Source organism: Streptomyces sp. NPDC057963, assembly GCF_042887155.1.
In the GTDB taxonomy this organism is placed as follows: domain Bacteria; phylum Actinomycetota; class Actinomycetes; order Streptomycetales; family Streptomycetaceae; genus Streptomyces.
In genome coordinates this window covers 329,290-342,897 of sequence record NZ_JBHVPX010000005.1, presented here as the reverse complement: position 1 = coordinate 342,897, position 13,608 = coordinate 329,290, and the positions used below count along the sequence as shown (strand labels likewise).

The 13,608-nt window shown below is 72.6% G+C and carries 11 protein-coding genes and 1 riboswitch; of the genes, 8 read left to right on the top strand and 3 right to left on the bottom strand.

The genetic code is table 11. From position 1 onward, the window contains the following. Positions 1-26 precede the first annotated feature (26 nt). From ACFVT1_RS14650 to ACFVT1_RS14635, 4 genes are all read left to right on the top strand, one after another. Entirely contained in the window at positions 27-1,304 is a 1,278-nt protein-coding gene (locus ACFVT1_RS14650) for a beta-ketoacyl-[acyl-carrier-protein] synthase family protein (protein ID WP_389795119.1), read from the top strand. Positions 1,305-1,317: 13 nt separating this feature from the next. After that, positions 1,318-3,189: an acyl-CoA dehydrogenase gene (locus tag ACFVT1_RS14645; RefSeq protein WP_389795117.1), complete on the top strand. Its 1,872-nt coding sequence runs from the start codon at positions 1,318-1,320 to the stop codon at positions 3,187-3,189. Positions 3,190-3,449: 260 nt separating this feature from the next. After that, a complete protein-coding gene (locus ACFVT1_RS14640) occupies positions 3,450-3,728 on the top strand; it encodes an acyl carrier protein (protein WP_389795115.1) in 279 nt (92 codons plus the stop codon). Then, entirely contained in the window at positions 3,725-4,948 is a 1,224-nt protein-coding gene (locus ACFVT1_RS14635) for a beta-ketoacyl-[acyl-carrier-protein] synthase family protein (RefSeq protein WP_389795113.1), read from the top strand. Before ACFVT1_RS14640 ends, ACFVT1_RS14635 begins: the two co-directional genes overlap by 4 nt. Before the next feature lie 125 nt (positions 4,949-5,073). Next, positions 5,074-5,206, top strand: a riboswitch (cobalamin riboswitch). 138 nt (positions 5,207-5,344) lie between these two features. On the opposite strand, the gene ACFVT1_RS14630 is transcribed toward ACFVT1_RS14635, so the two are convergent. Continuing rightward, positions 5,345-6,430: a PRC and DUF2382 domain-containing protein gene (locus ACFVT1_RS14630; RefSeq protein ID WP_389795111.1), complete on the bottom strand. Its 1,086-nt coding sequence runs from the start codon at positions 6,428-6,430 to the stop codon at positions 5,345-5,347. A 561-nt stretch (positions 6,431-6,991) separates the two neighbouring features. Here ACFVT1_RS14630 and ACFVT1_RS14625 point away from each other — a divergent pair. The 4 genes from ACFVT1_RS14625 (at position 6,992) to ACFVT1_RS14610 (ending at position 10,855) form a co-directional block, all read left to right on the top strand. Next, a complete protein-coding gene (locus tag ACFVT1_RS14625; RefSeq protein WP_389795109.1) occupies positions 6,992-7,774 on the top strand; it encodes a class I SAM-dependent methyltransferase in 783 nt (260 codons plus the stop codon). 139 nt (positions 7,775-7,913) lie between these two features. Further along, positions 7,914-9,149: a cytochrome P450 gene (locus tag ACFVT1_RS14620; RefSeq protein WP_389795492.1), complete on the top strand. Its 1,236-nt coding sequence runs from the start codon at positions 7,914-7,916 to the stop codon at positions 9,147-9,149. Between the two features lie 15 nt (positions 9,150-9,164). After that, a complete protein-coding gene (locus ACFVT1_RS14615) occupies positions 9,165-9,893 on the top strand; it encodes an adenosylcobinamide amidohydrolase (protein WP_389795107.1) in 729 nt (242 codons plus the stop codon). A 53-nt stretch (positions 9,894-9,946) separates the two neighbouring features. Continuing rightward, positions 9,947-10,855: an NAD(P)-dependent oxidoreductase gene (locus tag ACFVT1_RS14610; RefSeq protein WP_389795105.1), complete on the top strand. Its 909-nt coding sequence runs from the start codon at positions 9,947-9,949 to the stop codon at positions 10,853-10,855. 163 nt (positions 10,856-11,018) lie between these two features. On the opposite strand, the gene ACFVT1_RS14605 is transcribed toward ACFVT1_RS14610, so the two are convergent. Then, positions 11,019-12,197, bottom strand: coding sequence for a homoserine O-acetyltransferase (locus tag ACFVT1_RS14605; RefSeq protein WP_389795490.1), 1,179 nt, complete (start codon positions 12,195-12,197; stop codon positions 11,019-11,021). Beyond that, positions 12,194-13,555, bottom strand: coding sequence for a bifunctional o-acetylhomoserine/o-acetylserine sulfhydrylase (locus ACFVT1_RS14600; RefSeq protein WP_389795103.1), 1,362 nt, complete (start codon positions 13,553-13,555; stop codon positions 12,194-12,196). The genes ACFVT1_RS14605 and ACFVT1_RS14600 overlap by 4 nt, the downstream gene beginning before the upstream one ends. Between the last annotated feature and the right edge of the window lie 53 nt (positions 13,556-13,608).

Sequence of the window (13,608 nt, the reverse complement as noted above, 5' to 3'; positions counted from 1 at the left end):
ATCGATTACGGAGGAGGGGGCGGAACATGGGGCGGGCCGAGATGGGTGTCGCGGTGACGGGAGTGGGGCTGGTGACTCCCGCGGGCGCGGACGAGCACGCGTTCTGGGCAGGACTGTGCGCCGGCGTGTCCATGGCCCGGCGATGCGACGAACTGGCCGGACTGCCGGTCGACTTCGCCTGTGCGGTGGACGGTGTCGACCTGGACGAGGCCGTCGGTGGACGCGCGGTGTGGCGGATGGCACGGTTCGTGAAGATGGCGCTGATCGCCGCCCGGCAGGCGGTGGCGGACGCCGGGCTGTCGCCAAAGCGGTGGAACGGCGACCGGGTGGGCGTGGTGCTGGGGGTCGGCGTGGGCGGGGTGTCCGTGCTCGTCGACAATCTGCGCAGGCTGGACGACGGGGGACCGGAGGCGGTGTCGCCGCTCCTGGTCCCGATGATGATGCCCAACGCGGCCGCGGGGGAAGTGGCCATCGCGCTGCGGGCGCACGGCCCGAGCCTGGCACCGGCCACGGCGTGCGCGTCCGGCGCCACCGCGATCGCCGTCGCCCGCGACCTGCTGATGAGCGGCCAGTGCGATGTGGTGGTGGCGGGCGGCGCGGAGTCCGTGGTGACGCCGCTGGTGGTGAGCGCCTTCGCGGGCATGGGAGCGCTCTCCCGGCGGACCGGGGACCCGGTGGGGGCATCGCGGCCGTTCGCCGCCGACCGGGACGGATTCGTGATCGGCGAGGGCGCCGCCGTGCTGGTGCTGGAGCGGACGCCCGACGCCTACGCCCGCGGCGGTCGGCCCCGCGCCCTGCTGGCCGGTACGGGTTCCGGTACCGACGCCCACCACCCCACGGCCCCGGCCCCGGACGGAGCCGGGGCGCGCAGGGCCGTGGAGGCGGCACTGCGCGATGCGGGCTGGGCGGCCCGCCAGATCGATCACATCAACGCGCACGGCACCTCGACCCGGCTGAACGACGCGATGGAGACCGCGCTCATCTCGGAACTGTTCCCCCACCGGCCGTCGGTGACGGCGCCGAAGGGCGTGCTCGGTCACACCCTCGCCGCGGGCGGGGCGATCGAAGCGGTGGCCACGGTACTGACCCTGGAGCAGGGGCTCGTCCCGCCGATCGCGAACCTGGACTCGCTGCCGGACGGGTTCGACCTCGACTGTGTGGTCAAGGAACCCCGCATGCAAGATGCCGAGCGGGCACTCAGCCACTCCTTCGGCTTCGGCGGGCACAACGTCGTACTCGCCTTCCAACGTGCCGAACCGGACGGTCCGCGGCGGACGGCCCCCGGTGTCCTCGCCGTTGACTGATCGTTCTTGTCGCATGACCGCAACGACCCACAGCCCCTCCACCGAACCGTCCACGGACCTCCTCACCGCTGTGCTCCTCGGCGACAACTACCGCCGGGAGCACGGCTTCTGGCAGCGACTCATCAGCACGGAACCGTTCCGCCGCCCGGAGCACCGCACCCCCGAGGAGCGCCTGAGCCTCACGTACGAGCGGCTGCGCGTCCTCAACGACCGCCTCGACAGCGGCGCCCGGCTCGCCGCCGATCCCCGCTCCCTCGCGGCCCTGCACGAATGGCTCGGCCCGGTCGACCCGGCACTCGCCACGGTGGCGGGCATCCACTACAACCTCTTTCTCGGCAGCCTCCTCGACCACGAGGACGGCACCCGGCGCGACCTGTCGGACTTCCTCGGGCTGCGGAGCATCGGCACCTTCCTCTGTACGGAGGTGGCCCACGGCAACGACGCGGCGGCCGTCGAGACCGTGGCCGCCTACGACCGCGCACGCGACGGGTTCGTGCTGCACACCCCGCACGCGGGTGCCCAGAAGTTCATGCCCAACACCAGTCCGGCGGGCGGCCCCAAGACGGGACTCGTGGCCGCCCGCCTGCTCGTCGACGGCACCGATCACGGGGTCTTCCTCTTTCTCGTCCCCCTCACCGACGCCGTACGGGCCCTGCCCGGTGTAGGGGTCCGCAGGCTTCCCGCACGCACGGGGAGCCCGGTGGACCACTGCCTGACCTCGTTCGACCGGGTCTTCGTGGGGCGCGACGCGCTGCTCGGCGGGGACCATGGACGGATCGGCGGCGACGGCGGGTTCAGCAGCGCCGTCGGCAACCGGAGGCGTCGCCTCCTTGCGTCGATCGGGCGCGTCACGTCCGGCAAGATCTCGATGAGCGCCTGTGCGGTCGGCTGTGCGCGCGCGACGCTCGCCGTCGCCGTCCGCTACGGCGGCCACCGGTACATCTCCGGGCCGCGCGGCTCACGGCAGGTACCGGTGATCGCCCACCGCAGCCACCACGGCCCGCTCGCCCTGGCCATGGCCACCGTCTTCGCGATGAGCCTGCTGCACCGCAGGGCGCTGGACCGCTGGGAGCGGCGGGAGGACGGCTCGGGCGCGGGGCCGGAGGAGGCGGAACGGCTGGTCGCCGTGGCCAAGGGCTGGATCACCTGGCAGGCCAGGTCCGTGATCGTCGAATGCCGCGAACGATGCGGTGCCCAGGCACTCCTGGAGAACAACGGCATGAGCGAACTCATCACCGGAGTGGAGGGCGCCATCACCGCCGAGGGCGACAACCTGGCCATCCACGCCAAGGCGGCCGCCGAAATGCTCTTCGCCACCGAACCGGCGGGGAACGCAATCCCCTCCGCCGGCGAATCCGGTGATCTCGCGGACACGCGGTTCCTCGGCAGGCTCCTGGCGGCCCTGGAGGCGATCTGGTTCGGCCGGGCCAGGGAGCGGATGGGCCGCGCCCCCCACGGCGATCCGCTGGGACGGTGGAACGCCGCGTCCGGGCCCGCCCTGCGCGGCGTCGAGGCCCACGCCCACCGGCAGGCGGCCGAGGCGTACACGGACGCGGTGGCCGGCCTGCCGGACGGACCCGCCCGTGAACAACTGGTCGCACTGCACCGGCTGTTCGCCCTCGACCGGATCACCAGGAACAGCGGTGACCTGCTGGCGGCAGGACATCTGACGGCCGAACAGGTCAGCGGTCTGCCGGACATGGTGGATCGGCTCATCGCCGTCGTGGCCCCCCGACTGCCCACCCTCGCCGACTCCTTCGCGCTTCCCCGGGAACTGCTGGCCGACTGGCCCATCGCGGGGGCCGATTACGTCGACGCGTACGACGACCCGGCGGCCTCCTGGCAATCGCACGCCGCGGGGACAACGGCTCCGGGGCAGCTGTGAGGGCCGTGACCAGGGCAGGAACGGCCCCGCGGACCCGCCGGGTACGGGAGGTGGCGGGGACCCTCGGCGTCCGTGCCGTGCTGCTCGCCTTCTGGGGTACCGGGGCCGTTCTGGCCCGATGGGGCGCACAGCCGCGGAAGAACGGTGCCGAATCGGTTCGCCACAAGGCGTAACTGGAGGCACGTCACCCAGTTGATTCGGCGTCGGGACGATGCGCCCACCGTCCCCGGCAGCCGTACCGAACGAGGGAGAGGAAGCCCATGAGTACGATTCATCCAAAGATCACCGAGGTGCTGACACACACCTTCAAAGTGCCCGCCGCCGAGATCCGGCCGGATTCCACGATGGACAGCCTGGAGATGGACTCCCTCGCCGTCGCGGAGTTCGCCGTCCTCATCAGGGAGGCGGTGGGCGGCGACGGGGACTTCGACAGGCTTCCCAAGGGAGCCACCCTGGCCGACATCACGCGGTTCATCGACGCGGCTGCCGACGGCGGGGCGCAGGCGGGCGGCGAGGCACCGATGAGCAACGCCCGATGAACAAGCCCGCCATCGCCGTCACCGGCCTGGGAATGATCACCCCGGTCGGCAACGACACCGAATCCACCTGGAAAGGCGTGTGCGCCGGAGTCTCGCCGGTGCGTACCGTCGCGGCACTCGAAGGGTGCGCGATCGATTTCGCCTGCACGGTCGACGGGATCGACCTGGACGCCGCGATCGGCGGCCGCACCTCCTTCCGGATGGGGAGGTACGTCAAGTTCGCCGTCCTCGCCGCCCGGGAGGCGGTCGCCGACGCCGGACTCGACCCGGCGCGGTGGGAGGAAAGCAGGGTCGCGGTGGTCGTCGGCACCAGCAGCGGAGGCTCCGCCTCACTGACCGAACAGGCCGTCGTACTCGACCGGTTCGGACCGGATGCCATCTCGCCGTCGGGCATCCTGCTCACCATCCCGAACATGCCGGCGGCCGAGATCGCGATCCAACTGCGGGCCACCGGCCCCAGCATGGCACCGTGCACCGCGTGCTCGTCCGGCGCCACAGCCCTGTCCGTCGCCCGGGACCTCCTGGTCACCGGGCAGTGCGACATCGCGATCGCCGGGGCCACCGAGTCGATCGTCTACCCGGCCGCCATGGCCGGCTTCGCCCGGTCCGGGGCCGCGGCACGGGCGGACGGCGACCCGGCCAGGCGGTGCCGGCCCTTCGCGGCAGACCGCGCCGGGCTGGTCATGGGCGAGGGCGCCGCCGTCATGGTGCTGGAACGGGCGGACGACGCCACCGCCCGGGGCGCCGGAGCGCGGGCGTTGCTCGCGGGCACCGGCGCCACCACCGACGCCCACCACCCCACCAGTCCGCACCCGTCCGGCGCGGTCGCGCAGGCAGCGGTCGAGGCCGCGCTGCGCGACGCGGGCTGGGCGGCCGAGGACGTCGAGCACATCAACGCGCACGGCACGGCGACACCGATCAACGACGCCACCGAAGCCGCCCTCATCGGCAGGGTCTACCCCCACCGGCCGCCCGTCACCGCCCCGAAAGGCGTGCTGGGGCACTGCATGGGGGCGGCCGGGGCGATCGAGGCCGGACTGACCGTCCTGACGCTCCAGCGCGGAGTCGTACCGCCGATCGCGAACCTGGACGCCCCTGCGCCCGAGTTCGACATCAACTGCGTCACCAAAGAACCGCTGCGGCTGCCTATCCGGCGCGCCGTCAGCCACTCCTTCGGCTTCGGCGGACACAACGCCGTGATCGCTCTACAGCGTCCGTAGGCATCTGGCAGGTGGTGCGACGGGCGCACAAGCCCGGCGTACCACCGGCCACACCGCCCGTGAGTTGCGCAGAGGCACGCGATGGCTTGCCGGGGCCGGTCAAACTCCACGCAGGGGTCAGGGGATCCGGTGAGAGTCCGGAAGCGACGCACAGCGGTGAGGGGGACGGGCGGGGCCACGGCCACCGGGACCTCTTTCGAGGGGCCTGGGCTTTCGAGGGTCCTGGGAAGGCGTCCCGTCCGAAGGAACCCGAGTCCGCCATCCACGCGGTCCGAAGGAACCCGAGTCCGCCATCCACGCGCCGCCCCTGAGGGCGGACCCTGGCACGACACGGGCCCGCCTCTCATTCGTGCTCTCGGTGCGGCCGGCTGCCCCGGCTGCCGCTGTGTGCGGGGGTCAGCGGCGGCGGCCCCGGCCGAACTCGCCGCCCACGTCCTTGCCTCCGGTGTCTCCGCCCCGGATTCGCCTGCCTCCGCGGTCGACGCCTTCGACGCCTTCGACGCTCTTGCCGTCCGCGTAGTCGATCTGCTCCTTGCGGAGTTCGGCGGAGACCTCCTTCTGCTCGGTCACCCTCTTGGTCTCCATGCGCACCCGCTCGACCGGCACCGTCTCCTTGCGCGTGGTGGCGCGCTCGGCGTGCAGGGTGACCTCGACGTCCTGCTCACGGATGTCCGCGGGCCCCGCCGCCCTGTCGCCGGGCCGCAGCGGTTCACGGATCACCCGTACCTCTTCGTGCGTCACCGGCACCGTCCTGGTCACGTTCTCGGTGACGACGTACTTGTGCAGGCGGGCCCTGCCGCTCTCGTACTCCTCGGTGCCGATGTGCAGTTGCTCCTCGGAGCGGATCAACTCCTCCTTGCCGCCCAGGTCCGCGGCGGCACGCTCGGAACCTGCCCCCGCGCCGACGAGGGGCCGGGCCGTGCCGGTCGCCTCGGTGTCGCGGTGCCTGCCCGGACCCGTACCGGCGCCGGCTGCGCCGGTCGTCCGTGATGTGGTGGTGCGGGAGGTGTCCGCACCGGAGGCGGAGGTGCCGGCCGCGGACGGCCTGCCGGTGCCGGTGGTGCGTCCGGTGCCGGCCGCACCCATGGCTCCGGTTCCGGCGGCTCCCGCCGCGCCCGTGGTGCCGGTGCCCGACTGCCCGCCGAGCCGGGCGGTGGTGTTCCTGGCAAGGCCGTAATGGCGGTAGAGCTCCTCCTCCTCCGCTACGGAAAGATGCGCGTCCGCGTCCACCCTGGGGGCTTCCTTGACGCGGTCCTTCGGATGGGTGATGTGCAGGTCGGAGCCCACGCGACGGGCTCCGGCGAGTGGAACGAAACTCTCCTTCATGCCGAACAGGCCGGTCTTCACCGTGATCCAGTCCGGGCGGCCGGTGTTGTCGTCGACATACACCCGGCCCACACTGCCGATCTTCTCGCCTGCGGTGTCGTACACCGTCAGGCCGTCGAGCTCTCCGGAATCCGTGAATCCGTCAGGGGCTCCCATGACCGATTCCTCCTCGCCCGGGCGCGTCCTGTGGCTGGATCCATCAGGGGAGGCGCGTCCGATATCCATCGCGCCTCACCCGGATGGACGCTGCAACCTCCCCACTCGTGCGGGGCGGCCGTCACATGCGCGGTGCTTCGGCGTTGGCCGCCTGTCACGGCGGTGGGCAGGCCACCCTTTCGTTAGGCCAATCGAGTGAGGCGTGAGAGGGGTGGGCCCGGAATCCGGACCCGGGACCGGGGCTGGGCGGCCGAAGGGCACAGCACCGCGGAATCGCCAAACCGCCCCGTCAATGACATTGAGGAGCACGAGACGGGAGACGCCGCCCCCGGTGGAGTCCGCCGCGGTCGGACAGGCCGTGCCGGCGGACTCCGGACAGTGACCGCGCACCGTACCGGCGGCTCCGCCGTGTACGGACCTGCTGCGCCTCCTCGAACAGCGGACCGAGGGCTCCGGTGCGAGCATGTCGACGTGCCACCGGCCGTATACAGCGCCGGGCGGTTCCCGCGTTTTCTGCCGCACCGGGAAACCGGCGGGAACCGCCCGGCGTTGTATCCGGGCATGAACACGTTGCGCGGCAGATTCGACGAGGACGCGGAGCTCTACGACCGGATACGCCCGCGCTATCCGGTGGGCCTGGTCACGGAACTGGCGGCCCTGGCCGGCCTCAACGATCGGAGCAGAGTGCTGGAAGTCGGGCCGGGGACAGGGCAGTTGACGGTTCCGCTCGCGGCGCTGGGGTGTGAGGTGACGGCCGTCGAGCTGGGCCCCTCGCTGGCGGCCGTGGCGCGACGCAATCTGCGCGGCTTCCCCCGCGCCCGCGTCGAGGTGTCGCCGTTCGAGGAGTGGGCGCCTTTGCCGGACCCCTTCGACCTGGTGGTGTGCGCGACCGCCATCCACTGGATCGACCCCGCACAGCGCTTCACGAGAGCAGCGCAGGCGCTGCGTCCCGGCGGGACACTGGCGCTCGTCACCACCCATCATGTGGCGGGCGGCAGCGTCGAGTTCTTCGCGCGGGTGCAACGGTGCTACGAGCGCTGGGACCCCGCCACCCCTCCGGACATCGTGCTGCCGAACGAAGCGTCGACGGAAACGGTCTTCGAGGAACTCGCACACCCCCCGTGGGACGGGCCGGTCCAGGTGCACCGCCACCCGCGCGAGATCACGTACACGCCGGCGGAGTACCTGGACCTGCTGATGACCTACTCCGGCCACCGGGCTCTCGCCCCGGCCGCGCGGCACGGCATGCTCGCCTGCATCCGGGCCCTGATCGACGAGCAGTACGGAGGAAGCATCACCAAGCGGTATCTGCATGAACTCCTGATCGTGCGGAAGGCCCTGTGAACTCCGGCAACACGCCTTCTCGCCGACGCCGCCGACCGTAGGATCGGCATGCTCGAACAGGTTGCCGCCCCGAGGCCCGTCGGGCGCACCGGTGCCGCCGACCGTCAGGAGAGCCCCGTTGACCAGCACCCCGCACCCCATGGACCCGGCCGGCGGCTGCCCGCACGCGGACAACGCCGGGCTGCTCGCCCGGGGCGCCGTGGCATCCGTCGTGCTCCCGGGCGGCGTCGCCGGGATGGCGGTGCTCGGGCACGACGCGCTCAAGGAGTTCCTCGCCCACCCCGACGTGGCCAAGGACGCGTGCCACTTCACCGAGCTGGCCGAGGGACGCATCCCCGACGGCTGGCCGCTGAGGACCTTCGCCACCGTGCGGGGCATGACCACGGCCGACGGCGACGACCACCGGCGGCTGCGCTCACTGGTCGCCTCGGCCTTCACCGCACGGCGGGTGGCAGCGCTGCGGCCGAGGATCGAGACCGTCACGGCCGGACTGCTCGACGGAGTCGAGCGGGCCGCCACCGAGGGCGACGGCACCGTCGACCTGCGCGCCCGGTTCGCCCTGCCGCTGCCGATGGGCGTCATCTGCGAACTCCTCGGGGTCGAGGACCGGCACCAGGACCGGCTGCACCGCCTCTCCAGCCGGGTGGTCGCGACCGATACCGGCCCCGAGGAGGCCGTGGCCGCCAACCGGGAGCTGGTGTCCCTGCTCGAAACGGTCGCCGCGGCCCGCGCGGAGCAACCGGGCGACGATCTGACCAGCGCCCTGATCGCCGCCCGCGACGAGGGCGGCGGCCGGCTCGGCCGGCACGAACTCATCGGCACCCTGCTCCTCCTGATCGTCGCGGGGCACGAGACCACACTGAACCTCATCACCAACGCCGTACGGGCCCTGTGCGCCCACCCCGACCAGCTCGGCCTGGTCAGATCCGGCCGGGCGAGCTGGGCGGACGCGGTGGAGGAGACGCTGCGCTGGGACAGCCCGGTCAGCTACTTCCCGTTCCGCTATCCGACCCGCGACCTCACCCTCGACGGCACCGTCATACCGCGGGGCACACCCGTGCTCGCCGGATACTCGGCCGCCGGCCGCGACAAGGCCGCGCACGGGCCCGACGCCGACCGGTTCGACGTGACCCGACCGGGCCGGGACACCGCCGCCCGCCATCTCTCGCTCGGCCACGGACCGCACTACTGCCTGGGCGCGCCGCTCGCCCGGATGGAAGCCACGATCGCCCTGGAACAGCTCTTCAACCGCTTCCCGGAACTGGACGTCGCCGTCCCGCGGGCCGGGCTGCCCCGGCACGCGGGTTTCGTCGGCAACAGCACCGGGACGCTCCCGGTACGGCTCCGGCCCGGCACCGCACCGGCCGCGGGTTGAAGAACCGCGGCGCATATGATCGCCGGACCGACCACCGATCACCGTTCCGACGTCCCGCGCCACCGGGGGTGCCCCATCCGTTCCGTACGCGTCCGGCTGCCCGAACAGCGCGGTGAACTCCTGGCCCGGCACGAGGACGGTCTGGACCTCCACCACCTGGTATGGCGGCTCGGACCTGGATGGCGGGGGTGCAGCAGCGCCGTGCTCGGCGGAGGCATCGGCCCGCGCGCCTGGATCCTGAACGCCCAGGTGCCCGGCGGCTATCCGCGGCTGGATCCCGACCGCCACCTCGCGGAGATCGCCGCCGCGGAACGCCTCACCGGGCCCGGCGCCGGGCTGATGACGGCCGCCGATGTCACCGCGTACACGGTCGCCGCCGACGAGGGAGTGACGGCGACCGCCACCTGCGGTCTCGGCGTACGCGGCTGGGCCGCCGCTCCGGCGGAGGACACCGGGGAACCGCCGCGGCCCGGCACCGTCAACATCGTCGTCGTCCTGCCGACGGCCCTCTCCGACGCCGCACTCGTCAACGCGGTCGCCACGGCCACCGAGGCCAAGGTCCAGGCACTCCTGGACGCGGGTCTCGACTGCTCGGGAACTCCCACCGACGCCGTCTGCATCGCCGCCCCCTCGCCGGAACCCGGCGCCGGCGAACCCTTCGCGGGACCGCGCTCCCGCTGGGGCGGGCGACTCGCCAGAGCCGTGCACGCTGCCGTCCTCGAAGGCGCGCTGCGGCAATCCTGAGAACTCACCGCGCCGCGAGCCGACCGGGGCGCGGCCGACCAAGGGAGTTCCTCATGTCCTCAAGCGCTGCCGACGCCACCTCGAAGCCTCCGACCGTCGCCGTCCTCGGAACCGGGATCATGGGATCCGGAATGGCCCGGAGTCTGCTGCGGGCCGGACTCGACGTCCGTGCCTGGAACCGAACGCGTTCCAAGGCGGCCCCGCTGGCCGCCGACGGCGCCACGGTCCTGGAGACGGCGGAGGAAGCGGTACGCGGCGCCGATGTCGTCCTCACCATGCTCAACGACGGCCCCTCCGTCGTCGCCGCCCTCACCGCCGCGTCGCCGGGGCTGCACACCGACCAGGTGCTCCTCCAGAGCTCGACCGTCGGGTTCGAGGCCACCGCCGATCTCGCCCGGCGCGCGGCGGACCTGGGCCTGGTCTATCTCGACGCCCCGGTCTCCGGTACCAGACAGCCCGCGGAACAGGGCGCGTTGACGGTCTTCGTCTCCGGACCCTCCGCCGTCCGGGCGACGGTGGACCCCGTGCTGGACGCGATCGGGCAGCGCACGGTCTGGGTCGCCGAGGTCCCCGGAGCGGCCTCGCGGCTGAAGCTCGTGGTCAACACCTGGGTGATCACCATGGTCAACAACATCGCGGAGTGCCTCAACCTCGCCGAGGGACTGGAGATCGACCCGCAGACGTTCCTCGATGCCATGAAGGGCGGCCCACTGGACTCCCCGTATCTCCAGGGCAAGTCCGCCGCCGTACTCTCGGGTGACCTCACCCCCAGCTTCGCCCTGTCCACGGCGCTCAAGGACACCCGTCTCATCCTGGACGCGGCGGAGAAGTCGGGGGTGCGGCTGGACCTGGTCGCCGCCTCGGCCGACCGATTCGCGCGCGCCGAAGCGGCGGGGCACGGCGGCGAGGACATGATCGCCACCTACTACGCGGGCCGTGCCCCGGAGAAGGACGGCGGCTGAGTCCATCGGCCGGCCCGGATGCCGGGACGATCCGTTCCGGCACCGCCGTGCCCGGCAGGGCCGTCGGACGAGCCGCACCTCGTGCCGTACCACGGCGGAGGACAGAGCACGGGGAACGGAGCACGGGAAACGGAGGACGGAGGCTGGGGACGGTGATGGTGGATCAGCGGGCCGGCCCCCCGCCCGGCCCGCCGGGCAGCAATTCCCGTACCAGCTCCCCGACCTGATCCGTCTCGATCAGGAACCCGTCGTGCCCATGGGGCGACTCCACGGTCCTGAACCGGTCCGCGCCCGGCAGCAGCGAAGCCAATTCGGCCTGCTGCGAAGGCGGGTAGAGCCGGTCGGAGTCGACGCCCGCGATCAGCGCGGGCATCCGCGCGCGGCGCAACGCCCGCGCCGCGCCACCGCGCCCGCGCCCGACGTCGTGCCCGTTCATCGCCTCGGTGAGCGTCACGTAGCTGCCCGCGTCGAAGCGGTGCACCAACTTGGCCGCGTGATGGTCGAGATACGACTCCACCTGGTACCGCCCGCCGCGCCAAGGGTGTTCGCCCGCCTGCTCCCTGCCGCCGAACCGGGAGGCGAGTTCGGGCTCGCTCCGGTACGTCACATGGGCGATCCGGCGTGCCAGCCCGAGGCCCCGGTGCGGACCACCGCCGGGCGGCGCGTCGTGGTAGTGGCCGTCCCGCCATCCCGGATCGGAACGGATCGCCGATATCTGCAGGGCGCCCCAGGCGATCTGCTCCGCCGAGGCCGCCGCGGATGCCGCGAGCACCAGCAGCGACCCGGTGCGCTCCGGCCGGCTCACCGCCCATTCCAGCGCCCGCATGCCGCCCATCGAACCGCCGATCACCGCCGCCCACCGGCCGATGGACAGCGCGTCGGCCAGCACCGCCTCGGCCGCCACCTGGTCACGGACCGTCAGGTACGGGAAATCGCCGCCCCAGCGAGGCCCTTCAGGACGGTGCGACGACGGGCCGGTGCTGCCCCGGCAGCCACCGAGCACATTCGGCGCGACGACGAACCAGCGGTCGGTGTCCAGCGCCCTGCCGGGGCCGACCAGCGCGTCCCACCAGCCGGCCGTGGGATGGCCGGGCTCCGCGGGCCCGGCGACATGGCTGTCACCGGTCAGGGCGTGCAGCACCAGAACCGCGTTGGATCCGTCGGGTGCCCGCCGCCCCCATGTCTCGTACGCCAGCCGCACCTCCGGCAGCACGCCGCCGGACTCCAGCGGCAGCGGCCGGTCCAGCGCCGCCCAGGCGAGGCGGCCCGGCGGATCCCCCTCCCGCCGGCCTCCGGTGGCCGGCGGGAGGGGGAGTGCGGGGGAGGGGGCCGCCGGGTTCAGGACGCCGCCTTCGCGGCCCGGAACCCGGCCTCCAGGTCGGCCTTGAGGTCGTCCACGTTCTCCAGCCCCACCGAGAGCCGCACCAGCCCCGCGGTGGCCCCGGTGGCGGTCAGCTGCTCCTCGGTCAGCTGGCTGTGCGTGGTGGACGCCGGGTGGATGATCAGGCTCCGTACGTCTCCGATGTTGGCGAGGTGGCTGAACAGCTCGACCGCGTCCACGAACCGCTTCCCCGCCTCCACCCCGTCCCGCAGCTCGAAGGCGAGCACGGCCCCGGCACCGCGCGGCAGATAGCGGCGCCCCGCCTCGTACCACCGGCTCGACTCGAGTCCCGCGTAGTGCACGGCCGACACCTCGTCGCGCCGCTCCAGCCAGTCGGCCAGGACCAGGGCGTTGGACGTGTGCCGCTCCACCCGGAGACTCAGCGTCTCCACGCCCTGCAGCAGCAGGAACGCGGAGTGCGGGGAGAGCGCGGGCCCCAGGTCGCGCAGCAGCTGGACCCGGAGCTTCACCGCGAAGGCGCCGGGACCCAGATCCGGCCAGTAGCGCAGTCCGTGGTAGCTGGGATCGGGGGAGCTGAAGTCCGGGAACCGCCCGGCGTGGGCACCGAAGTCGAACGTACCGCCGTCCACCACCACACCGCCGATGGTGGTGCCGTGCCCGCCGAGGAACTTCGTCGCCGAGTGGACGACGACGTCGGCGCCGTGCTCGATCGGACGCAGCAGGTACGGGGTGGGCACGGTGTTGTCGACGATCAGCGGCACACCGGCCGCGTGCGCGGCATCGGCGACCGCCCGGATGTCGAGGACGTTGCCGCGCGGATTGCCCAGTGTCTCCGCGAACAGTGCCTTGGTGTTCGGGCGGATCGCCGCCGTCCACGCGTCGATGTCGTCGGGGTCGTCGACGAACGACACCTCGACCCCGAACCGGGGGAGAGTGTGCCGCAGCAGGTTGTACGTGCCGCCGTACAGCGAGGCGGCGGACACGATGTGGTCCCCCGCTCCGGCCAGGGTCAGGAGGGCGAGAGTCTCCGCGGCCTGCCCGGAGGCGAGCGCCACCGCGGCGACTCCGCCTTCCAGGGCGGCGATCCGCTGCTCCAGGACGTCCTGGGTGGGGTTGTGGATCCGGGTGTAGATGTTTCCGGGCTCGGCCAGCGAGAACACATCGGCGGCGTGCCGAGTGTCACGGAAGACGTAGGACGACGTCTGATAGATCGGCACCGCACGGGCCCCGGTCGTCGGGTCGGGGACGGCTCCGGAGTGGATCTGCCTGGTCTCGAAGGACCAGGCGGCCCCGGCGTCCCGCAGGTCGCGGTCCTCGGGGGTGTGGCCTGCGGTGACGGAGTCGACGGGCTGGCTCATGATGTTTCCTCGCACGGTGGTACGTCGGCGGAAGCACGGTCTGCCGCTTCCGG